This is a genomic window from Sphingomonas sp. ABOLG, assembly GCF_003950435.1.
In the GTDB taxonomy this organism is placed as follows: Bacteria; Pseudomonadota; Alphaproteobacteria; order Sphingomonadales; family Sphingomonadaceae; genus Sphingomonas; species Sphingomonas panaciterrae.
This window is the reverse complement of the sequence record NZ_QQWW01000012.1, coordinates 71,632-94,926: the sequence shown is the minus strand read 5'-3', so window position 1 is coordinate 94,926 and position 23,295 is coordinate 71,632. Positions and strand designations below refer to the sequence as shown.

Annotated in this window: 18 protein-coding genes; 16 read left to right on the top strand and 2 right to left on the bottom strand. The window is 67.5% G+C overall.

Going from position 1 to position 23,295, the window contains the following annotated elements; all coding sequences use genetic code 11:
* Nucleotides 1–4: 4 nt before the first annotated feature.
* Nucleotides 5–1,705: a catalase gene (locus tag CA236_RS14145; protein ID WP_277600069.1), complete on the bottom strand. Its 1,701-nt coding sequence runs from the start codon at nt 1,703–1,705 to the stop codon at nt 5–7.
* A gap of 799 nt (nt 1,706–2,504) precedes the next feature.
* Between CA236_RS14145 and CA236_RS14140 the strand changes: the two genes are divergently transcribed.
* The 3 genes from CA236_RS14140 to CA236_RS14130 all read left to right on the top strand — a co-directional run bounded on the left by CA236_RS14140 (nt 2,505) and on the right by CA236_RS14130 (nt 6,342).
* Entirely contained in the window at nt 2,505–3,539 is a 1,035-nt protein-coding gene (locus CA236_RS14140) for a TerC family protein (RefSeq protein WP_125946069.1), read from the top strand.
* Between the two features lie 33 nt (nt 3,540–3,572).
* Entirely contained in the window at nt 3,573–4,121 is a 549-nt protein-coding gene (locus tag CA236_RS14135; protein ID WP_046406588.1) for a TIGR00645 family protein, read from the top strand.
* A 412-nt stretch (nt 4,122–4,533) separates the two neighbouring features.
* Nucleotides 4,534–6,342: a PAS domain S-box protein gene (locus tag CA236_RS14130; protein ID WP_164518950.1), complete on the top strand. Its 1,809-nt coding sequence runs from the start codon at nt 4,534–4,536 to the stop codon at nt 6,340–6,342.
* Nucleotides 6,343–6,363: 21 nt separating this feature from the next.
* Here CA236_RS14130 and mntR read toward each other — a convergent pair whose 3' ends face one another.
* Nucleotides 6,364–6,798: a manganese-binding transcriptional regulator MntR gene (gene mntR, locus CA236_RS14125; protein ID WP_125946067.1), complete on the bottom strand. Its 435-nt coding sequence runs from the start codon at nt 6,796–6,798 to the stop codon at nt 6,364–6,366.
* Between the two features lie 106 nt (nt 6,799–6,904).
* Here mntR and CA236_RS14120 point away from each other — a divergent pair, with 106 nt between their 5' ends.
* The 13 genes from CA236_RS14120 (at nt 6,905) to CA236_RS14060 (ending at nt 23,294) form a co-directional block, all read left to right on the top strand.
* A complete protein-coding gene (locus CA236_RS14120) occupies nt 6,905–9,004 on the top strand; it encodes a TonB-dependent receptor (protein ID WP_164518949.1) in 2,100 nt (699 codons plus the stop codon).
* Nucleotides 8,991–9,500 carry a thioredoxin-like domain-containing protein gene (locus tag CA236_RS14115; RefSeq protein WP_164518948.1) on the top strand — a complete coding sequence of 170 codons (510 nt, stop codon included), beginning with the start codon at nt 8,991–8,993 and terminating at the stop codon, nt 9,498–9,500. The genes CA236_RS14120 and CA236_RS14115 overlap by 14 nt, the downstream gene beginning before the upstream one ends.
* 103 nt (nt 9,501–9,603) lie before the next feature.
* On the top strand, nt 9,604–10,644 hold the full coding sequence (locus CA236_RS14110) for an amidohydrolase family protein (protein ID WP_125946084.1): 1,041 nt from the start codon (nt 9,604–9,606) through the stop codon (nt 10,642–10,644).
* A 33-nt stretch (nt 10,645–10,677) separates the two neighbouring features.
* Complete coding sequence (gene asd, locus CA236_RS14105; RefSeq protein ID WP_125946064.1) at nt 10,678–11,529, top strand: archaetidylserine decarboxylase; 852 nt, start codon at nt 10,678–10,680, stop codon at nt 11,527–11,529.
* 142 nt (nt 11,530–11,671) lie between these two features.
* Nucleotides 11,672–12,127, top strand: coding sequence for a MaoC family dehydratase (locus CA236_RS14100; protein WP_197075251.1), 456 nt, complete (start codon nt 11,672–11,674; stop codon nt 12,125–12,127).
* 377 nt (nt 12,128–12,504) lie between these two features.
* A complete protein-coding gene (locus CA236_RS14095; RefSeq protein ID WP_125946063.1) occupies nt 12,505–12,924 on the top strand; it encodes a hypothetical protein in 420 nt (139 codons plus the stop codon).
* Nucleotides 12,921–14,201 (top strand): efflux RND transporter periplasmic adaptor subunit, encoded by a 1,281-nt coding sequence (locus tag CA236_RS14090; RefSeq protein WP_125946062.1) that lies wholly within the window; start codon nt 12,921–12,923, stop codon nt 14,199–14,201. Before CA236_RS14095 ends, CA236_RS14090 begins: the two co-directional genes overlap by 4 nt.
* 97 nt (nt 14,202–14,298) lie before the next feature.
* Entirely contained in the window at nt 14,299–17,484 is a 3,186-nt protein-coding gene (locus tag CA236_RS14085) for a multidrug efflux RND transporter permease subunit (protein WP_125946061.1), read from the top strand.
* Between the two features lie 17 nt (nt 17,485–17,501).
* A complete protein-coding gene (locus CA236_RS14080) occupies nt 17,502–18,923 on the top strand; it encodes a TolC family protein (RefSeq protein WP_125946083.1) in 1,422 nt (473 codons plus the stop codon).
* Between the two features lie 86 nt (nt 18,924–19,009).
* A complete protein-coding gene (locus CA236_RS14075; RefSeq protein ID WP_125946060.1) occupies nt 19,010–19,441 on the top strand; it encodes a MarR family transcriptional regulator in 432 nt (143 codons plus the stop codon).
* A 60-nt stretch (nt 19,442–19,501) separates the two neighbouring features.
* Nucleotides 19,502–20,002 (top strand): 2Fe-2S iron-sulfur cluster-binding protein, encoded by a 501-nt coding sequence (locus CA236_RS14070; RefSeq protein ID WP_125946059.1) that lies wholly within the window; start codon nt 19,502–19,504, stop codon nt 20,000–20,002.
* The gene (locus CA236_RS14065; RefSeq protein ID WP_125946058.1) at nt 19,999–20,985 is read left to right on the top strand and encodes a xanthine dehydrogenase family protein subunit M; all 987 of its coding nucleotides are present in this window, start codon (nt 19,999–20,001) and stop codon (nt 20,983–20,985) included. The genes CA236_RS14070 and CA236_RS14065 overlap by 4 nt, the downstream gene beginning before the upstream one ends.
* Nucleotides 20,982–23,294, top strand: coding sequence for a xanthine dehydrogenase family protein molybdopterin-binding subunit (locus tag CA236_RS14060; RefSeq protein ID WP_125946057.1), 2,313 nt, complete (start codon nt 20,982–20,984; stop codon nt 23,292–23,294). The genes CA236_RS14065 and CA236_RS14060 overlap by 4 nt, the downstream gene beginning before the upstream one ends.
* Nucleotide 23,295 lies beyond the last annotated feature (1 nt).

The window sequence follows — 23,295 nt, the reverse complement described above, 5'->3', positions numbered from 1 at the left end:
GCTGCTATGCTCTGACGTACTCGTCCAAAGCCGCCGGCGTTCGCATCCCGGCGAGCACTTCTTCCGAGGATGTCTGGCGGTTCTTCACCGAACTGGTCCACTGGCCCCAGCCACTCGGGTCGACCGCATCGCCGTTGCGGCCAAGGGACTTGAGGCGGCGCTGATCCTCCTCGGTAAGAACCTGCTTGGGAAGCGGCTCCAGCCCGGAAACATCAGCGAGGCTCATTCCCAGCTTGTCGGCGACCCGTGCGCCGTAATCGTCATGAACCAGGAAGAAGTGCCACAGCATCCGCTCCTTCACGTCGCGTTCGCACTGCGACAGGAGGACGCCCATGTTGGTGATCAGATCGTCGCGTTCCCAATCCATCATCGTGTTGTAGCGTGCGCGCGCCTGCACATAATCATTGCGCCGTTCGATGACGCTGCGGGTGAGGCGCCCGTGGATCTCGGGCGGGTTGTTGGGCTCATCGCGGTCCGCCTCCGAAAGACCGTTGTGGATCGACGGCTCGAAATTGACGTGGGGGTTTTGGCCCTCGGCCAGATCGCGGCGATAGGACATCTGGCCACCGTTCAGGTTGGTGGCGACGGCGGCGTTCTTCGCCTGGTTGACCGGGATCTGCAGATAGTTCGTGCCGACGCGATAGCGCTGCGTATCCGAATAGGAGAAGGTGCGCCCGACCAGCATCTTGTCGTCGGAGAAGTCGAGGCCGTCGACCAGCACGCCGGTGCCCATCGCGATCTGCTCGCTTTCAGTATGCTGGTCCTCGACGTTCCGGTTCAGCGTCATCACGCCGATGTGCCGCAGCGGAAATTGATCTTCCGGCCAGGTCTTCGTGTCGTCGAGCGGATCCCAGTCGAGCTCGGGATGATCGTGATCGTCCATGATCTGAACGAACATGTCCCATTGCGGGTAATCGCCGCGCTCGATCGCTTCGAACAGGTCCTTGGAGGCCGATCCGAGATCCTGCCCCTGCACCTTGGCGGCTTCTTCCGCCGTCAGGCAGGCGACCCCGCAGCGCGGATGGAAATGATATTTGACCAGCACCGTGTCGCCGGCCGCGTTGACCATCTTGTAGGTGTTGACCCCGAAACCTTCCATGTGCCGGTAATTGGCTGGAATGCCACGCGGGCTGAACAGATGTGTCAGCATGTGCATCGACTCAGGCGTCTGGCTCATGAAGTCGAAGATGCGGTTCGGCTCCTGGCGGAACGTCACCGGATCGGGCTTCAACGAGTGGATGACGTCGGGAAACTTGATCGCATCACGGATGAAGAAGACCGCCAGATTGTTGCCGACGATGTCCCAGTTACCGTCCTCGGTATAGAGCTTGACCGCAAAGCCGCGCGGGTCGCGCGCAACCTCTGATGAGTCGCGCCCGCCGATCACCGTCGAGAAGCGTATTGCGAGCGGCGTCTCCTTGCCGGCCGACTGGAACAGCTTCGCGCGGGTGTATTTGGAGGCCGGTTCGTCGCCGATTTTGCCGGTCGCCTCGAACGTTCCGTAGCAGACGAAGCCCCGGGCATGGACCACGCGCTCCGGGATGCGCTCGCGATCGAAGTGCGTGATTTTCTCGAGGAACTGGTAATTCTCGAGCGTCGCCGGGCCGCGTGCACCGACCGTTCGCTGCGACTGGTTGTTGACGATCGGGTGACCCTGACGATTGGTCAGCACGCGCTCGCCGCTTTTGTCTTGTTCGTGATCCACGTCTCGGTCTCCATCTGGACTGCAACGGATCGAGAGCGACCCGCGCACGCCACACTGCAGAGACATGCTCTGGAGCTCGGGCAGACAACGACGTGTGATATAGGTGGGGAGGGATGGCGCAGATCTACGTAGATACCTCCATGCTGCGCGATTGGCCCGCACACGGCGGCGGCAGCTGTAGTCGATTCTAGAGGCGAAAGCCGGCTCACGATCCTAATTCGCCGCACGTCCGTGGTCACCTGTACGTCGCCATTTCCCAGTCTGCCGCCCACAAGCTTCCCATCCGCAAGCGGCCCACACATTGTCATACGGAGAGCTGAAGTCGCTCTCTGCTAAGTTGCTCGGCACGCTTCAGCGTGACCCTTCGTAAGGGCGCGTGGGGAGCCAAGGAATTGACAGCACGGCCGGTTTGGGACAATATCTCCCTACGGCCCGGGCCCCTCTGGCGAGACTGTTCTCGTGATGTCGACCGTATCGGAAAATCCGATGTGGTCAGGCCCGTTGCTGGTTCCTTGCGCCCCGGATTCTCCGATGACCCTGTTGGTCATGTGGAGGAATGTTGCGTTGAAACCCCGACGATCGCTGCCCATCGCTGCGCAGCGCCCTGAAGATGTGATCCATCCGATCCATCTGGCCCGCCCGATCGCGCGTCTCAGGCTCCGCCCGGCCCGATCCGGCGGCGTACCCCGCGCCCGCCGATCCTGTCTGCGTCACTGATACGCGGACGACGCTGACCGCGGCATGATGACCCGGCCGCGGCGGTTCGATGGATCGTGACCACCTCTGATCGAGAGATGTGATGGACTTCTTTCTCGCTGACTGGCTGGGGACGCCGGCCTGGTTCTGGCTGGCCTTCCTCGGGCTGGTCATCGCCCTTACTGCCTTCGACCTTGGCGTTCTGCACAAGGAAGACCGGGAGATGGGCATTGCCGAAAGCCTCCGGCTCTCGGCGTTCTACATTGGCGTTGCGTTGCTGTTCGGCGGCTGGATCTGGTATGCCCGCGGTGCGGAAGCCGGCATCCGATATTACACCGGTTTCTTCATCGAAAAGGCGCTGTCGATCGACAACGTCTTCGTCATCAGCCTGATCTTCTCCTATTTCGCGATCCCCGCGAAATATCAGTATCGCGCGCTGTTGTGGGGCATCATCGCCGTCATTGTCCTGCGCGGACTGATGATCGCGGGCGGCGCAGCCTTGCTGTCAGAGGCCTATTGGGTGCTCTACATCTTTGCCGCTTTCCTGGTGTTCACCGGCATCAAGATGTTCTTCAGCAACGACGATTCAATCGACGTCGGCAACAACCCGCTGGTGCGGTTCATTTCGCGCCACATCCCGGTGACGCCGCAGCTCCACGGCCAGCATTTCTTCGTCAAGGTGCCGGACACCAGGACGGGCAAGCTGGCGACCGCGGCGACGCCGCTGTTCCTGGCGCTGGTGGTCATCAACCTTGCCGACCTGGTGTTCGCGCTGGACAGCGTGCCGGCGATCTTCGCTATCACCACCGACACGTTCATCGTCTATACGTCGAACATCATGGCGATCCTGGGCCTGCGCGCGCTGTATTTCGCGCTGGCGGCCCTTGTGCATCGCTTCCACTATCTCAAATATGCGCTGGCCGCGATCCTGGTGTTCATCGGGTCGAAGATCTTCGTGGCCGACTTCCTCCTGGGAGGGGCGAAATTCCCGCCGGTCATCAGCCTTGGCGTGACGTTCGCGCTGATCGCGGCTGGGGTGGCCTATTCGCTTTGGAAGACGCGCGGCGAGACGGTGCCGGACACCGGACCCGCCGCTGTCCCACCGACGCGGGCCGACATTTCCAACCCGTCGCACTGACAACAAGAAACAGGTTCTACAGGCAAATACATAATGAGTGAGTTCAACACCCCGGCAGCCTCGCCCCGATTGAAGCCGCTGCCGTTCCTGATCTTCAGTTCGCGCTGGCTGCAGCTGCCGCTGTATGTCGGGCTGATCGTGGCGCAATGCGTCTATGTGTTCCTGTTCCTGAAGGAACTGACGCACCTGGTGCTGCACAGCTGGGAGTTCACCGAGCAGCAGATCATGCTGATGGTGCTTGGGCTGATCGACGTGGTGATGATCTCCAACCTGCTCGTGATGGTGATCGTCGGCGGGTATGAGACGTTCGTGTCGCGGCTGGGGCTCAATGGCCACCCGGATCAGCCGGAGTGGCTGAGTCACGTCAATGCCGGCGTCTTGAAGGTGAAGCTGGCGATGGCGATCATCGGCATCTCCTCGATCCACCTGCTGCGCACCTTTATCGAGGCTGGCGCGATCGGCACGCCGACGGGGCGGGTGACCGAGACCGCGGTGCTGTGGCAGACGATCATCCACATGGTGTTCATCGTCTCGGCGATCGGCATCGCCTGGGTCGACAAGCTGGCACAGCAGAAGCACTGAGCGGCTCCCCTTCCTGGAGCGGGGGGGCGCTTCTCTCCACTTATTGCCGGAACAGGATGCCCACCCGGCCGACGATCCCGTCATGTCGGCGGGTGGGCACGTTGGAATTGTTGCGCAAAGCCCACCTCTCCGAACAGGCCCAGCAGCGAGGCATTGATCCGCGTCGGTCCGCGACGTTGCTGCCCCGCGCGGCTACGCAATACTACGCATGGTGACGTGACCGGGCATAGCGCATCGGAAGATGGCGCCTGCCGGTCAGCACCTTCGCGCAGGCCCGCGGGCGAGGGGGAAAGATCCTGCTTCTACCGCGCTATGACCGGGAGCGTTGATCAGGAGCCGGCGGGTCCGTGCCCGGCGCCATTCGCCCCGAATGGCTTCCCTCACGGCGACGTGGACGAAGAGGCTGCACAGAATGTCTGATCACCATCGGCGGCCCCATCCCTTTCAGTCCGACGCCGATCTTATCAGGCATTCCGACGACCCGATCATCGTGTGGAACATCTCCAAGGGCGTGGAGACGTGGAGTGACGGCGCGACGCAGCTTTACGGCTATTCGGAGGAGGAGGCGCTGCATCGCTCGCCCGCCGAACTGCTGGGTACCGATTATCCCGTCCCGTGGGACGAGATACTGAGCGCGCTGCGCACCACGGGAAGCTGGGAAGGCGAGCTTCGCAAGCATGGCAAGGACCGGCGGGAGGTAGTGCTGTGGTCCCGGCTGCGGCTGCTGGTCGACCCCGACGGCACCGAACGCGTGCTGGAGGTCAGCCGCGATATCACCAGCCGCAAGCGGATCGAGGATGCGTTGCGCGCGGCCGAGGCCCGTTTCCGCTCGCTCTACGAGGCGCAACAGACCGCGCACCTCGTCCTCGCCACCGATTTCACCATCGAGGCAGCGTCGCCCGGCTATCTACGCGCCACCATGACGCGTGAGGAGGATTTGGTCGGCCGGAACATCTTCGATGCCTTCCCCGAAAACCCCGACGATCCGTTCGCCACCGGCGCGCGCAACCTGCGACGGTCGCTGGAGCGGGTGCTGGAAAGCCGCCGGTCGGACCGGATACCGGTGCAGAAGTTCGACATCAGGAGCCCGGACGGCGCGTTCCACCTCCGCTGGTGGGTGCTGCTCAACATCCCGGTCTTCGCCGCCGATGGGCAGGTGACCAACATCATCAACCAGGTTGAGGATGTGACTGCCGAGATGGAGGAACGGCAGAAGGCGGCCGAGGCGCAGGCGCGCGAGGAACGCTTCCGCACCGTTGTCGAGGCGATCCCCGCGCTGGCGTTCGAGACCGATGCCGCCGGCAGCTACACCTATGTCAACGCGCCCTTTTCGCTGCTCACCGGCATGCCGGGGTCGGCGCTGCTGGGCGACGGCTGGCTCCAGATCGTCCACCCTGACGATCGCGGTGCCGCCGCCGCCGCGTGGCAGGAGGCGGTCGAGCAGGCGCACTTCTACGAAACGGCCTTCCGCATCCGAACCGGCGAGGAAAGCTGGCGCTGGTTCATGGCGCGCGGCAACCCGCTGCGCGATCAGGCGGGCGCAGTCGAGAAGTGGATCGGGATCTGCAATGACATCGACGGCGCGAAGAAGCTGGAGGAGCTTCAGCAATTGATGATGGGCGAAATCAGCCATCGGGTGAAGAACAGCCTCGCGCTGGTCGCCTCGCTCTTGTCGCTGCAGGCGCGCACCGCGGGCGACGACCTGCGCGCCGCGTTGCAGGATGCCGCGGCACGGGTGCAGGCGGTGGCGATCGTGCATGACCAATTGTGGCGACAGGCTGATGCCAAGGCGGTCGATCTTGCCGTCTTCCTCCCCAGCCTCGTCCTCGCGGTCGCCAGGACCGCGCCCAGGCATGATACGGTGGTCAGGATTGACCCGGCGCTGGTCTCGGCGAAGATGGCGGTCCCGATCGGGCTGTTCGTCAACGAGCTGGTCACCAACGCGTACAAATATGCCTATGCGAAGGGCAGCGAGGGCGAGGTGCGGGTCATCGGGACGACGATCGGCGAGGAACGCTATCGCCTCGAGGTGGCCGACCAGGGCCGCGGGCTGCCCGAAGCCTTCGATCTCACCCGCGCGACGACCAGCCTCGGGATGCGCGTGATCACCAGCCTCGCGGCGCAGCTCAATGGCGAGCTTGCCGCCGCCTCCGCCGATCCGGGCGCGCAGTTCGTGCTGGAGTTTCCGCTGACGCCGCGGATGGCTGCGGGGCCGGGATGATCCGTCGCGGCCTGCGCGCCGCTATTGCCCGTCCGACCGGCGCAGGCGCTGGGTCAGTTCCTGCAGCTTCACCAGCGTCACCTCGCTGACGTGATGTTCGATCCCTTCCGAATCCGCATGGGCGACCGCATCGTCCAGCCCCAGCGCGCGGAGGAATTCAAATACGATCCGGTGCCGTTCACGCGAGGCATCGGCGAGCTCGCGCCCGCGGTCGGTGAGGAAGATCGAGCGGTAGCGCTTGTTCTCCACCAGCCCGTCGCGGCGCAGCCGGGTGATGACCTTGGAGGCGGTCGCCTGTGATACGCCGAGCCGCTCGGCGACGTCGGTCAGCCGCGCTTCGCCCTGTTCGGCGATGAGGTCGCCGATCAACTCGACGTAATCCTCGGAAACTTCGGTGAGATGCGCGGCTCGCGTCTTGCGGAAGGCAGCAGCACGATCGGCGGCGGACAGCGTCATGCCGCCCCCTTAGCCGCTCCCCCGGGAAAATCCCAATCGGAACTTGAACTCGAGCAACGTATTTAGCATTGGCTAACTCCTTTAGCGGGGGGGTGTGATGCTTGGTGTGACCTTGGCCCTGGTGTTGGGAGGCGTGGCCGCGGCAGGGGATTCGCAGGGGAGACCGGCAGACGCCCCTGCGCCGGGTGCCAGCGACGGCCAGATCGTGGTGACCGGCACACGCACCCCGCGCACCATGCGCGAGGCGCCGGTCAGGACCGATGTGATCGGGGCGGCGGTGCTGGAGCGGTCGGGCGCGCGCAACCTGGCCGACGCACTCGATTTCCTTCCCGCCGCGCGGACGGAGAGCAATTGCCAGAATTGCAACACGACCGAGATTCAGCTGCTCGGCCTGCCCGGCGCCTATAACCAGATCCTGCTCAATGGCCTGCCGCTGATGACCGGCGTCGGCGTGGTCTATGGCGTGGAGCAGATCCCGGCGGTGCTGGTCGACCGGGTCGAGGTGGTGAAGGGCGGCGCGTCGGTCCTCTACGGCCCGGGCGCGGTGGCGGGCGTCGTCAACGTCGTGCCGATGCGCCCTGAAAAGGACGGTATCCGCGCCGCGCTCGACGTGCAGCGGGTCGACCGGAAGCTCACCGCCTTCGGCTCGCTGCTGGTGGCCAAGACCTTTGCCGGCGGGTTCGTGAACCTCTTCGCGCAGGGCGATCACAGCCCGGGGATCGACCTCAACGATGATGGCTATACCGAGCTTGCCCGTCGCAAGCTGATCACCGCAGGCGCGCGCGGCGAATGGGCGGCCGGCGCGGCGACCACCGTCGCGTTCGATTACCAGTTCACGAGCGAGGACCGGCGCGGCGGCAATCTGCTCGACCGGCCGGCGCACCTCGCCAACATCGCCGAGCAGATCGACAGCGACGTGCATCGCGGCTCGCTCAGCGTCACGCAGCAGCTCGGCGCCGATACGCGGCTGGTCGGCACCTACGCCCTGTCCGTGCTCAACCGGCGCAGCTTCTATGGCGGCCTGGGCGAGGTGGAGACGAACCCCGACGCCCCCGGCTATGACCCGGTCGCGCTGGCGGAAGCGGAGGCGGCCAGCCGCACCCAATATGGCCGCACCAGCGACACCTTCCATTATGGCGAGCTGCGGCTGGAGACGCGCGCGGGCGCGCATGCCTTGCTCGGCGGGGTGCAGATCCGCAGCGAAAAGGTGGTTGACCGCGGCGAGGATGCGGATGGCCGGCGGCTCGCGACGATCGTCGACGATCGCTTCAGCACGCTCGGCGCCTTCGTGCAGGACGAATGGTCGCTCAGCGAGGGCCTGCGCCTCGTGCTGGGAGCGCGGCTCGACAAGAATTCCGAGATCGACGACGTGATCGTCTCGCCGCGCATCGGGCTATGGGCGTCGCCCAGCCCGCAACTGGTGCTGCGCGCCAATTACTCCACCGGCTACCGCGCGCCCGAGGTGTTCAGCGAGGACATTCACGTCGACGTGCTGGGCGCGGAGCCGATCCGCATCGTCAACGCGCCCGGCCTCACCACCGAACATGCGCGCAGTGTCGCGGTCGGCTTCGATTGGCGGCCGACGTGGCGCGACGGCGCCTTCACGCTCGACGGGCAGGCCTATTGGACGCAGCTGCGCGATACCTTCTTCCTCGGCGAAATCCGCGAGCGGGCGGACGGCAGCCTGTTTCGCGTCCGTTCCAACGCCGGGGGCAGCCGCGTGCTGGGCGCGGAGATGAGCGCGACCTATCGCTTCACCCCGACGCTGAACGCCAGCATCGGCGGCGCCTATATCGACGCGCGCTACGATGCGGCGCAGGTGATCTTCGATGACGACGCGACGCAGATTGCCACCCGGCGCTACCTGAAATCGCCGCGGCTGACCGGCGTCGGGCAGGTCATGTGGCGCGTCACGCCGTCCTTCGACGCCTTTCTGGCGGCGCGGTACACCGGGTCGATGCCGGTGCTGAACAACCGCCTGGCGGAGCTTCGCGACAGCGACCCGTTCCTGGTGTTCGATCTGACCGCGACGCGCCATATTCCGGTGCGCGACGACGGGTCGGAAATCGACGTGACGTTCGGCATCCGCAATCTGACCGACGCCCGCCAGCGCGACCTGGAGGTCGGCGCGGGGCGCGACAGCGACTATGTCTATGGCCCGCGCCTGTCGCGCACCTTCTTCGTGCGGATCAATGCGCGCCTCTAGGCTGCTGCTGCCGCTCTTGGCGTGGCTGGTGATCGGCGCGGGGCCTGACGACACGCTGGCGCGGACCGCCGGCAGCGCGTTCGAGCGGCTCGATCGTGGACGCGTCACCCGCGCCACCGTGCCTGCGGGCACGCGCATGCTGGCGGTCTATTATGGGGCAAGCTGGTGCGGGCCGTGCCGCGCCTTCGTCCCCGAGCTGATCGCTGCCTATCCCCGGCTGCGCGCGCGCGGCAGCGAAATGCTGTTCGTCGGCGATGACGCCAGTTGCGCCGCGACGCTGGACTATGCCCGCACCAGCCGCATGCCGTGGCTGCTGCTGCCGTGCGATCGCGCGCGCCACGCGGTACTTCGTCGGCTGGGCGGAAAGGCGCTGCCCGGCATCGTCGTGCTCGACCGCACCGGCAGTCCGGTGGCGAACAGCTGGCAGGCGGACGGCAACAGCATGCCGCGCGCGACGCTTCGCCGGCTGCTGGGATCCGCCCCCGCCGACAGGTGACTTCCTACCGCCCCCGCTTGGTGCCACACTCCCTTCGACGCTGACGCAGGAACACACCCGGATCGCGGGGAGATGGGCGCCGCGACATGGAGAGGGGATGATGATGACCGAGGACGTGCTGGAACCCGATCTGCCGATCATCGACCCGCACCACCATCTGTGGGATTTCACCCCGATCCCGCCGCGCGACAGCGACCACCCCTTCGGCGCGATCGTGAAGCAGAGCCCGCGCTACCTGTTCGAGGAGCTGCTGCGCGATTGCCGCCACAGCGGGCACAATGTCATCGGCACCGTCTTCCTCCAGTGCGGCGCCTTCTACCGCGTGGACGGCCCGGCGGAGATGAAGCCGGTGGGCGAGGTGGAATTCGTCAACGGCGTTGCAGCGCGCGCGGCGAGTGGCATCTACGGCCCGTTTCGCGCCTGTGCCGGCATCGTCGGACAGGCCGACCTGACGCTGGGCGCAGGCGTCGGCGCGGTGCTGGATGCGCAGATCGCGGCGGGCAACGGCCGGTTCCGCGGCATCCGCCACATCGGCGCGCATGATGCCGACCCGGAAGTGCTCGGCCCGCTCGGCCATGCGCCGCCTGCGCTTTATGCCGATGCCCGCTTTCGCGAGGGGTTTGCCGAACTGGGCAAACGCGGGCTGACGTTCGACGCCTGGGTGCTGGAGCCACAGATCGCCGAGGTGACGGCGCTTGCCCGCGCCTTTCCCGACCAGCCGATCGTGCTCGATCATGTCGGCACGCCGTTGGGCCTTGGCGTCTATGCCGGGCGGCACGATGACCGGTTCGCCGCGTGGAAGGGGGCGATCGAGGAACTCGCGACCTGCCCCAATGTCACGATCAAGCTCGGTGGCCTCGCCATGCCGTTCTGCAAGCTGGGCGAGCTGGGTCCCGAGACGCGGACCAGCGCGGCGCGGCTGGCCGATCTGTTCCGCCCCTATGTCGAAACCGCCATCGACGCGTTCGGCGCCCGGCGGGCGATGTTCGAAAGCAACTTCCCGGTCGACCGCTGGGGCGCCGACTACGGTACATTGTGGAACGCCTTCAAGCTGATCGCGAAGTGTGCCAGCGCGGATGAGAAGCGCGAATTGTTCGCCGGCGCTGCCGCACGCTTTTACCGCATCGAGCATCTGCTCGCCTGACAATCCCACCCAAGCGCGCCTATAGCGGCAGCCATGACCGATCGCCTCAAAGTGCTGCTGCAATATGCCCTCCCCAAACAGGGGCTGACGACGCTCGCCGGGCGGGTCGCCGGGATGAAGGGCGGCGCGGTGACGACGCGGCTGATCCGGCTGTTCGCGGCGCGCTACGGCGTCGACATGAGCGAGGCGTCGAACCCCGACGTCGCCGGCTATGCCACGTTCAACGACTTCTTCACCCGCCCGCTGCGCGCCGGCCTCCGCCCGATCGCACAGGCGGATTTTGTCTGCCCGGTCGATGGCGCGATCAGCCAGTTCGGCGCGATCGACGATCATCATATCGTCCAGGCCAAGGGGCATCGCTTCACCACGACGCAGCTCGTCGGCGGCGATGCGGCGCTGGCGGCCGAGTTCCGGCATGGCAGCTTCGCCAATCTGTATCTGTCGCCGAAGGATTATCACCGCCTCCACATGCCGTGCGACGGCCGGCTGGTGCGGATGATCCACGTCCCCGGCGCGCTCTTCTCGGTGAATCCGGTCACGGCGCGCGGGGTGCCCAACCTCTTCGCCCGTAACGAGCGCGTCGTGTGCGTGTTCGATTCGGCGCAGCACGGCCGCTTCGTCATGGTGCTGGTCGGGGCAACCATCGTCGGCAGCATGGCGACCGTCTGGCACGGGGTGGTCAATGCCAAGCGCGGGCGGGCCACCTCCGAATGGCGCTATGATGACCAGAACATCGTGCTGAAGCAGGGCGAGGAAATGGGCCGTTTCCTGCTCGGCTCGACGATCGTCATGCTGTTCCGCCCCGGTGTGATCGCCTTCAACCCCAATTGGGCGCCGGAGCGCAGCGTGCGCCTGGGCGAGCGGATGGGCGACCGCCCCGCCTGAGTACGTCTGGCCTGAGCGCGCCCGGCCTGAGGACGTCCAGGATCGCAATTTTTGCCGCCAATCCACCTTGGCTTGGGGCGTCTGATTGCGCACAGGCACCCGCCCGGGTGCCCGATCGCTGCCCCGGCAACAGAGGAACCCCGTGTTGCGACCGTCGCTGTACCTGAACGACCTTGAGATCGGCCAGCGTTGGGCCGGTGGCCCGATCACGCTCACCGAGGCGGAGATCATCCGCTTCGCCGAGGAATTCGACCCCCAGCCGATGCATGTCGACAAGGAGGCTGCGGCCGCGGGCCGGTTCGGGGGGCTGATCGCCAGCGGCTGGCATGTCGCCTCCCGCGTCATGCGCGATTTCGTCGACACGGCGCCGTTCGGCGACACGCCGATGCTGGGGCTGAAGGTCGATGACCTGCAATGGCGGACGGCCGTGCGCCCGGGCGACGTTCTGTCGATCACGCGCGAGGTGGTCGACATCGCCGTCTCGCGCAGCAAGCCCGACCGCGGCGTGCTGACGATGCGCATGACGGTGACCAATCAGGATGGCGCGGTGGCGATGACCTTCCTGAACCTCATCCAGATGCCGGTCTCGGCAGGCTAAGTCGACGTGCTCAAGCACCAAGGGGCGGTCGGTCCGTCGCTTGTCCGCAAAGGCTGCGACCCGCGACCGGCTCCTCTTGCGATAAAAAATACCACCTGGTACAGAAAGCTGCTTGACGCAGCCTGAACCGATTTCTATACCAGTCGGTATCAAAGGGGTGCCACAGGGGCATCCAAGCGAAAGGCCGCACCATGGCTGATTGTCTGACCGGAGTGGTTGGCGCGCGTTAGCAGGCGCCTGCTTCTCCCCCCATTTCACCATTTTCCGGATCGTCGCATCGCCGCTCGTTCAGCGGCGGCGCGATCATGGTCCTTCGTGCGCGCAACGTCCGACGATCGTCGGCGGCGGCGGGCGCGCGCCCATCAAAGGGGAATATCATGGCCTATATGGCGTTCGACCGGGACGGCTCGGTCGGCGAACGCGCGGTGTCGGCTGCGGCCGGTCCCGCATTCAATCCCGTCACTTATCCTGGCGCCGACCGGTCGAACCGGCTTTCCGCGCTCGAATGGTCCGTGGTGGCGCTCGCCCGGCGCGATCGCCCCTCATCGCTGCGCGAGCCGTCCCGGATGTCGCTCGCGCTCGGCAGCCTCTTCGGCCGGCAGGACAATCCTCGCCTCGCCGATCCGCGGCTCGAAGCCTTGCGGCGCACCGCGGTGCTCGCCTGGCATCGCGGCGCCAAGGCGCTGAGCGACGCGGAGAAGGAGGCCTTCACGGCTGCCGGCTTCACTCCTGGCCAATATCGCACCTTGCTCGCCAGCATCGGTGCCGCACGCCTGAACAAGGGCAGATACGCATGAACATGCACAGCAGGATCGACACGGAACAGGCGGCGCCGGTGCCGCAGGCCACGCGCCAGCGGTCACGCTGGCGGACGGGGGCGCTGATCGCGGGCCCGGTACTGGCCGCGACGATCGCCGGCGCGGCGCTCAACCGCGAGCAGCCGGCGCAGGCCGCGCCGCCGCCGCCGACCGTCACGGTCGCGAGCCCGCTCGTCCGCCCGATCAACGAATGGGACAGCTATGTCGGCCGGTTCGAGGCCAGCAAGTCGGTGGAGGTGCGCCCGCGCGTCTCGGGCGCGATCACTGCGGTCCACTTCACCGATGGCGCGATCGTGCGAAAGGGGCAATTGCTCTTCACGCTCGACCAGCGGCCGTTCGCGGCCGCACTGGCCGAGGCGCGCGCCGGGCTGATCAGCGCGCGCAGCGACGTGGAGCTGGCGCGCGCCAACCTTGATCGCGCACAGCGGCTGGTGGCGGACGAGGCGGTGTCGAAGAGCGACATCGACCAGCTGACGGCCCGTTTGCGCGCGGCCAATGCCGCGCTTGCCGGCGCGGAGGCGCGTGTCCGGGCGCGGGCGCTCGATGTGGAGTTCACGCAGGTGCGCGCGCCGATCGGCGGCCGCGTCTCTGACCGGAAGATCGATCCGGGCAACCTCGTCGCCGGCGGCGACACCAACGGCACGCTGCTGACCACGATCAACGCGCTCGACCCGATCTATTTCACCTTCGACGGTTCCGAGGCGCTGTTCCTCAAGACGAAGCGCGCGCAAGCCGCGGGCACCCCGCCGTCGGACGTGGAGATCAAGCTGCAGGACGAGGGCGATTTCCGCTGGTCCGGGCGGCTCGACTTCACCGACAATGGCCTTGATCCGCGATCGGGCACGATCCGCGGGCGGGCGGTGCTGAACAACCCCGACTTCTTCCTGACGCCGGGCATGTTCGGCAACATGCGGCTGGCGAGCGGCGGGGCAGCGCCAGCGCTGCTGGTGCCGGACGCCGCCGTGCAGACCGACCAGGCGCGCAAGACGCTGCTGACGGTGGGCGATGACGGCACGGTCGCCGTCAAGGCGGTTCAGCTGGGGCCGGTGGTGAATGGCCTACGCGTCGTGCGCAGCGGCATTGCTGCCACCGACCGGGTGGTCATCAGCGGCACGCAGATGGCGATGCCGGGCACCAGGGTTCAGGTGCGCGCCGGCCGGATCGCACCAACGCGCGAGGCGGCGTCCACTGCCGGCAGCGGCCGCGGGATCGGTGCCGGTGCAGTGCCCGGACAGGCGACCTTCGCCGCCCGTTAGCCGTCATTACCCCCGTTCGGGACGAACGGACGCCTGACCCAGCTCGGCCCCGCTCGCGGGGCCGATCCCTTCCATCCTCGTTTCCGGGGAGCCTGCCATGCGCCTGTCGCGCTTCTTCATCACCCGCCCGATCTTTGCCGGCGTCATCGCGGTGGTCATCACCATCATCGGCGCGATCGCTTATTGGCAACTGCCCGTCGCGCAATATCCCGACATCGTGCCGCCGACCGTGACGGTGACCGCTACTTATCCGGGCGCCTCGGCAGAAACCGTCGCTGAGACGGTCGCCGCGCCGATCGAGCAGGAAATCAACGGCGTCGACAACATGCTGTACCAGTCGAGCCAGTCGACCGGCGACGGCGTCGTCACCATCACCGTCACCTTCAAGATCGGCACCGACCTCGATGCCGCGCAGGTGCTGGTGCAGAACCGCGTCGCGGTCGCCGTGCCGCGCCTGCCCGAGGAGGTGCAGCGGCTGGGCGTCGTCACCCGCAAGACCTCACCCGACTTCCTGATGGTGGTGAACCTCATCTCGCCCGACGGGTCGCTCGATCGCGGCTACATCTCCAACTACGCGTTGACCCAGGTGCGGGACCGGCTGGCGCGGATCGACGGCGTCGGTGACGTGCGCCTGTTCGGCAGCCGCGATTATGCCATGCGGGTCTGGATCGATCCCGGCCGCGCCGCGGCGCTGAACCTGACGGCGGGCGACATCGTCTCGGCACTGCGCGCGCAGAACGTGCAGGTCGCCGCCGGCACGCTCGGCCAGCCACCATATGCGCAGGGCAATGCCTTCCAGCTCAACGTCGAGACGCAGGGGCGGCTCGTTGATCCGGCGCAGTTCGCCGACGTGATCGTGCGTACCGATGCCGATGGCCACCAGGTGCGCGTGCGCGATGTCGCCCGGGTCGAGCTTGGCGCGCAGGACTATAATTCGAACACCTACCTCTCGGGCCAGCCGACCGTCATCGCGGCGGTGTTCCAGCGCCCCGGCACCAATGCGCTCGCCGCCGCCGAAAAGGTGACGGCCGAGATGGAGGCGATGGCCACGTCCTTCCCCAAGGGCCTGGAATATCGCGTGATCTACAACCCAACCGAATTCATCGCGCAATCGGTGGATGCGGTGATCGATACCTTGTTCGAGGCGATGATCCTCGTCGTCCTCGTCATCCTGGTGTTCCTGCAGAAGTGGCGCGCGGCCATCATCCCGATTGTGGCTATCCCGGTGTCGCTGGTCGGCACGTTCGCGGTGCTGGCGGCGTTCGGCTATTCGCTCAACACGCTGTCGCTGTTCGGCCTGGTGCTGGCGATCGGCATCGTCGTCGATGACGCGATCGTGGTGGTCGAGAATGTCGAACGCAACCTCGCCAACGGGTTGAGCCCGCTGGAGGCGGCGCGCACGTCGATGGACGAAGTGTCCGGCGCATTGGTCGCGATCGTGCTGGTGCTGTGCGCGGTGTTCGTGCCGACGCTGTTTCTCACCGGCATGTCGGGCGCCTTCTACCAGCAGTTCGCCGTTACCATCGCCACCGCGACGATCATCTCGCTGATCGTGTCGCTGACGCTCTCGCCCGCGCTCGCCGCGATCCTGCTCAAGGGGCATCAGGCGGAAGGGCAGGGCAACCGCGTGACCCGTGCGCTCGCCCGCGCCGGCGGCTGGTTCAACCGCGGGTTCGAGCGGATGAGCGATCGCTATGCGCGGCTGACCGACCGGCTGGTGCGCCGGCCCAGGCGGATGATGCTGACCTATGCCGGCCTCATCGCCGCGACGGGCGCGGTGTTCTGGGCGACGCCGACCGGCTTCATCCCGGCGCAGGACCAGGGCTATTTCCTGACCGTCGTTCAGCTGCCCGCCGGCGCCTCGGTCGAGCGGACCGACGCGGTGGTGCAGAAGGTGGCGAAGCGCATCCTGCCGCTCGCCGGGGTGAAGGGCGTCGTCATGCTCGCCGGCTTCGACGGCCCGTCGCAGACGCTCGCGCCCAACACCGCCGCCGCCTACGTTCCCCTCAAGTCCTTCAAGGAGCGCGCCGAGCTTGGCGTCACCTTCGCCGGGCTGATGGACGAGGCGCGCCAGGCGACCGCGGACATCGACGAGGCGCGGATCCTCGTCATCCCGCCGCCGCTGATCCAGGGCATCGGCTCGGCCGGCGGCTATCGCATGATCGTGCAGGACCGCGAGGGCGCGGGCTATCAGAAGCTGGGCGAGGAAACGCAGAAGCTGATCGCAAAGGCGAATGAGACGCAAGGGCTGGCGCAGGTCTTCACCTTCTTCGACACCGCCACGCCGCGCATCTTCGCCGATATCGACCGGGCCAAGGCGGACATGCTGGGGGTGCCCCCGGAACGCGTGTTCGAGGCGCTTCAGGTCTATCTCGGCAGTGCGTTCGTCAACGACTTCAACCTCCTTGGCCGCACCTATCGCGTGACGGCGCAGGCCGACGCGCCGTTCCGCTCGACGCCTGCGGATATCGCCAATCTCAAGACGCGCTCGAACGCCGGCAGCATGGTGCCGATCGGATCGGTGGCCAATTTCGAGGATAAGACGGGGCCGTATCGCGTCACGCGCTACAACCTCTTCCCGGCGGTCGAAGTGGATGGCGACACCGCGCCCGGCTATTCCTCCGGCGCGTCGCTGGTAGCGATGGAGAAGCTCGCCGCCGAGACGCTGCCCAAGGGCTATGGCAGCGAATGGACCGGCATCGCCTTCCAGGAAAAGGCGGCGGGCAGCACGGCGGGGATCGTCTTCGCGCTGGCGGTGGTGTTCGTCTTCCTGGTGCTGGCGGCGCAATATGAGAGCCTGTTCCTGCCGCTGTCGATCATCCTGATCGTGCCGATGTGCCTGTTGGCGGCGATGATCGGCGTGAACCTGCGCGGCATGGACAATAACGTGCTGACGCAGATCGGGCTGGTGGTGCTGATCGCGCTTGCCGCCAAGAACGCGATCCTGGTGGTCGAGTTCGCCAAGCAGGCCGAGGAGCAGGAAGGCCTGTCGCCGATCGAGGCGGCGGTGCGCGCGGCGCAGGACCGGCTTCGCCCGATCCTGATGACGAGCTTCGCCTTTATCCTGGGCGCGGTGCCGCTGCTGATCGCCACTGGCGCGGGGGCGGAGCTTCGCCAGGCGCTGGGCACGGCGGTGTTCTTCGGGATGATCGGCGTCACCGGCTTCGGCCTGATCTTCACCCCCACTTTCTACGTCGTCTGCCGCGGGCTGGCGGAGCGGATCGGGCGCGGCCGTCGCCGCCCCGCGGCCGATACCGACCCCGCGCTGCAGCCGGCCGAATGAGGAGCGAAACGATGCTCATGCACTTCACCAAGTTGATGGTGGCCGCGTCCGCGCTGACGCTGGCGGCCTGCGCGACGGGGCCGGATTATGCCCGACCCGCCACGCCGGCGACGGCCGCTGCGCCATTCGTATCGACCAGCCCGGCGGTCTCGACCGCCGCGCCGGCCGAGGATTGGTGGCGGCTGTACCAGGATCCGGTGCTCGACGGTCTGATCGCCGATGCGCTGGCGGCGAACACCGACGTGCGCGTGGCGGTGGCACGGCTGGCCCGGGCGCGGGCGGCGCTGCGGGAGGTGCGCAACGATCGCCTGCCACAGGCGAACGTCGGCGCCAGCGCGACCTACAACCGCTTCTCCCAGGTGCAACGCGCGCCCGGGCTGAACAGCGAAAGCTGGCTGGTCGATGGCGGGCTGGACGTTTCCTATGAGGTGGACCTGTTCGGCCGCGTCAGCCGCAACGTGGAGGCGGCGCGCGGCGACGTCGGCGCGGCCGAGGCGGATGCCGAGGCCGTGCGCGTGTCCGTCGTCGCGGAAACGACGCGCGCCTATGCCGATGCGGCATCGGCGGCCGAGCGGCTGGCGGTGGCGGAGCGGATCGTCGCCTTGCTCGACCAATCGCTGCGCGTCACCCAGCGGCGCGTTGAGGTGGGCATGACGACGCCGCTCGACGCGACGCGCATCGCCGCGCTGCGCGACCAGCGGCGCGCCGACGTGCCGACGATCGCGGCGGAGCGGCAGGCGGCGCTGTTCCGACTGGCGACGCTGACCGGACGGACGCCGCAGGAGCTCCCGGAAATCGCGGCGCAGCGCGACCGGATGCTTCGGCTCGACCAACCGATCCCGGTCGGCGACGGGGCAGGGCTGCTCGCCCGCCGGCCGGACGTGCGCGCCGCCGAACGGCGGCTCGCGGCGGCGACCGCGCGGATCGGCGTTGCGACGGCGGATCTCTATCCGCGCATCACGCTTGGCGGATCGATCGGCCAGACCAGCACGGGGCTGGGCAATCTGTTCGGCGGCGGGCCGCTCAACTGGCTGATCGGGCCGCTGCTGAACTGGAACCTCAATCAGGGCCGCGCCCGCGCGCGGATCGCTGGGGCCGAAGCGGATACGCAAGCTGCGCTCGCCACCTTCGACGGCACGGTGCTGACCGCGCTGGAGGAGACGGAGACCGCCTTGTCCAATTACAAGCACGCGATCGAGCGGCGCGCTGCGCTGAGCCAGGCGCGCGAGGCGGCGGAGCGGGCGGCGCGGATCACGCGGGCACAGCGGCGCGAGGGGCAGATCGACAGCCTGTCGCAGCTCGATACCGAACGCACCTTTGCCGATGCGGAGGCCGCGCTGGCGCTGGCGGACGCGCAGATCGCGCGCGCGCAGATCGACGTGTTCCGCGCACTGGGCGGCGGCTGGCAGACCGGGGGGACGATAGCGCCCCCCGGCTGACCCGAATGCGGCTGATCGGCGTAGCATGATGCGATCTGCTGCGATGCGACTCGCAAAATCGCTTCTGGTGCGTTTAAGCGGTCGCCATGACGATGCCGACCGACGAGGAACTGGAAAAGCTGGGCGCCGCGTTCGACCTGTTCGCGCGCCGCTACAAGCTGGCGGAGGCGCTCGGGCCGGAAAAGCCGCTGAACGAGCTGGACAAGCAGATCCTCTCCTATGTCGCGAAGAATGACGGCTGCGGGCCGACCGATATCGCGCGCTATCTGGCGGTGGCCAACACCACCATCTCCTCCGCCACCGACCGGCTGGTGAAGCGCGATCTGCTGCGCCGGCAGCGGCCGGAGGCGGATCGGCGCGCGGTGGCGCTTCACCTCACACCGGCGGGGCAGGGCCGGGTCGCCGCGCTTCAGGCGATGTATGGCGAGCTTCATCGCCGGATGCTCGCGCCGCTCGACCCCGACGAGCGGCGGCAGATGATCGCGATGATGGCCAAGGTGGCAAATGACGACACTTGAATAGTACGAAGTTCGTGATACTTTCCTGACGGCGCGCAACGGCGTCGCCAGGAGAGGTTCATGGCAATCACGATCAACGGCACCCCGGTCGATCCGCCGGCGGATGCGCGCGTCTCCCTGCTCGATCTGATGCGCGACCGGCTGCATCTCACCGGCACCAAGATCGGCTGCAATCAGGGCGCATGCGGCGCCTGCACGGTGCTGATCGACGGCCAGCGCGCGCTGTCGTGCCTGACGCTGGCGGTGCAGGCGGATGGCCGCTCGGTTACGACGATCGAGGGGCTGGGCGCCGACGGGCTCCACCCGCTGCAACGCGCGTTCCTTGAGCATGACGGCTTCCAGTGCGGCTATTGCACGCCGGGCCAGATCTGCGCCGCCAGCGCGATGCTGGAAGAAGTCGCCGCCGGCATGCCGAGCTATGTGACGCGCGACCTCGCCGCGCCAGCGCCGCTGACGCGCGAGGAAGTGCGCGAGCGGATGAGCGGCAATTTGTGCCGCTGCGGCGCGCATAACGGCATCATCGACGCGATCATGGCGGTGGCCGGGGAGCAGGCGGCATGACGCCGGTGCAATATCGGCGCGCGGAGAGCGCGAGCGACGCGATCCGGCTGGCCGGCACCGCAGGGCACCGGCTGCTCGGCGGTGGCACCAACCTGGTCGATCTGATGCGCAAGGGCGTCGAGCGGCCGGACACGCTGGTCGACGTGACCGGCCTTCCCGGCGCGATCGAGGAAGCGGCGGACGGCAGCATCGTGATCGGTGCCGGCGCGCGCAACAGCGCGATCGCCGCTCACCCGCTGATCCGCGCCCGCTATCCGATGCTGTCGCGCGCGATCCTCGCCGGCGCGTCGGCGCAGATCCGCAACATGGCGACGGCGGGCGGCAACCTCCTGCAGCGGACGCGCTGCGTCTATTTCGCGGATGCCGCGGGTTCGCGCTGCAACAAGCGCGCGCCGGGCAGCGGCTGCGACGCGATCGGCGGCTTCACGCGCTATCACGCGATCCTCGGTACCTCGCCCGCCTGCATCGCCACGCATCCCTCGGACATGGCGGTGGCGCTCGCCGCGCTCGACGCGCGGGTGCATGTCGCCGGGGCGGAGGGCACGCGCGTCCTGCCGCTGACCGACTTCCACCGCTTGCCGGGCGACCGTCCCGATATCGAAACGCAGCTGGCGCCGGGCGAGGTGATCGTCGCGATCGAGCTGCCGCCGTCGCGCCTCGCGCCGCGATCGGATTATCGCAAGGTGCGCGATCGCGCCTCCTATGCCTTTGCGCTCGTCTCGGTCGCGGCCGGGCTCGTGATCGAGGACGGGCGCATCGCCGAGGCGCGGATCGCGCTCGGCGGCGTGGCGCTCAAGCCATGGCGGGCGTGGCGCGCGGAGGCGGCGTTGCAAGGCGAAGCGCCAAGCGAGGCGGCGTTCCTCGCGGCGGCCGAGGCGGAGCTTGCCGCGGCCGATCCGCAGCCGGGCAATATGTTCAAGGTGACGCTGGCGACGCGGACGCTCGCCGCCACTCTTTCCGCTCTTTGCGAGGATCAGGCATGAGCAGGGTACAGAATGTCCTCGTCGGCACGGTGCGCAGCGCACTCGGCTGGGTTCCCGCGCAATGGCTGCCCGGTGGCACGCCCGACCCGCTGATCGGCCGCCGCGGCGAAGTGGGACGGCAGGCGGCGCGGCTCGATGGCGATGCCAAGGTGCAGGGGCAGGCGCGCTTCGCCGCCGAAGTGCCGCTGGACAACCTCTGCTACGCCGCGCTCGTCCACAGCACGATCACGCGCGGGCGGATCACGCGGCTCGACACGGCGCGCGCCGAGGCGGCCGATGGCGTGCTGCTGGTCGTTTCGCATCATAACATGCCGCGCGTGTCCGGCCCCTCGCTGATCGCGATCACCGATCCGACCGCGGTGGGCAACAGCAGCCTGCCGATCCTTCAGGACGATCAGGTCCATTACAACGGCCAGGTCGTCGCCGCCGTCGTCGCGGAGACGCAGGAGCAGGCCGATCATGCCGCCTCGCTGATCGCGATCGACTATGCCGCCGCGCCCGCCGACACCCGCTTCGAGGAAGCAAAATCAGGCGCGCGGATCATCCCGTCGCTGCTGATGGAGCGCAATCACCTGTCGCTCGGCAAGGCGGAGCGGGAACTCGCCCGCGCGGCGCACGCGGTCGACAATGTCTATCGCACGCCCTGGCAGAACCATAATGCGATCGAGCTTCACGCGCTGACCGTCGCGTGGGAGGGCGAAAAGCTCACCGTGCACGACACGACGCAGATGATCGCGTCGGAGGCGGCGACGCTGGCCAAATTGTTCGGCCTGAAGCGCGAGGATGTGCGCGTTCTCTCGCCCTTCGTCGGCGGCGGTTTCGGCGGCAAGGGCTTCTGGGATCATCAGGTGGTCGCCGTCGCGGCGGCGCGGATGGTCGGCCGCCCGCTTCGGCTGCAGCTCAGCCGCGAGAGCGTCTATCGCATCGTCGGCGGACGAAGCGCGACCGAGCAGCGCGTGGCGCTCGGCGCCGATGCCGAGGGCCGCTTCACCGCGCTGATCCACAACGGCTATTCGGTGATGCCGCCCTATGGCGCCTGCCCGGAGGCCTATACGCTGGGCACAAGGTCAGCCTATCGCGCCAAGAGCTTTGAGATCCTGCAACGCCATATCGACATGGCGGTGGTGCCCAACACCTTCATGCGCGCGCCCGGCGAGGCGATCGGCACCTTTGCGCTGGAAAGCGCCGTCGACGAACTGGCGCACGAACTGGCGATCGATCCAATCGAGCTTCGCCTGCGCAACCTGCCCGACAAGCATCCGATCACCGGCGCGCCCTTCTCGCAACACGCCCCGGCCAAGTCATGGGCGGACGGCGCGGCACGCTTCGGCTGGGATCGCCGCTCCGCCACCCCCGGCGCGCGGCGCGAGGGGGAATGGCGCATCGGCATGGGCTGCGGCAGCGGCAGTTTCCCCTACATCCGCATGCCCGGCGCCGCCGTGCGCCTGACGATCCGGCGCGATGGCGGCGCGACGCTCGCCTGCTCGGCGCAGGAAATGGGCATGGGCACCTCGACCGTGCTGGCGCAGCAGGTCGCCGACCGGCTCGGCATCCCGCTCGACGCCGTCGTGATCGAAACCGGCGATTCCGATCTGCCGCCGGCGCCGATGGCGGGCGGATCGGGGCAAAGCGTGTCGATCGCCGGCGCGCTGCTCGCCGCGTCGGAGAAGCTGCCGGGCGAATTGCTCCCGCTGGCCGGCAATGACAGCCCGCTGGCCGGATTGCGCCCGGGGGAGATCCGATTGGGGCAGGAAGGCATGGCAAGCGCGGCCGATCCCAGCCGGCACGAAAGCTTCCGCTCGATCCTCACCCGCGCCAATCTCGACGAAGTGAGCGTCACCGCCACCGGCACCCCGCCGCTGGAAATGATGAAATTCGCCATGCACTCCACCGCGGCGATGTTCTGCGAGCTTCGCGTCAGCGACGTGACCGGGGAAATCCGCGTCGATCGCCTGCTCGGCTCGTTCGATTGCGGCACGATCGTCAACCCGCGCACCGCCGCCAGCCAGTTTCGCGGCGGCATCATCATGGGCCTTGGCCTGGCGCTCACCGAGGAGACCTTGCTCGACGAACGCAGCGGACGGATCATGAACCCGACGCTGGCCGATTATCACATCCCCGCGCACCTCGACGTCCCCGATATCGAGGTGATGTGGACCGGCATCCCCGATCCGCGATCGCCGCTCGGCGCGCGCGGGATCGGCGAGATCGGCATCACCGGCGTCGCCGCGGCTGTCGCCAATGCGGTGTTCAACGCCACCGGCAAACGCGTGCGCGACCTGCCGATCACGCTCGACAAATTGCTGTGAC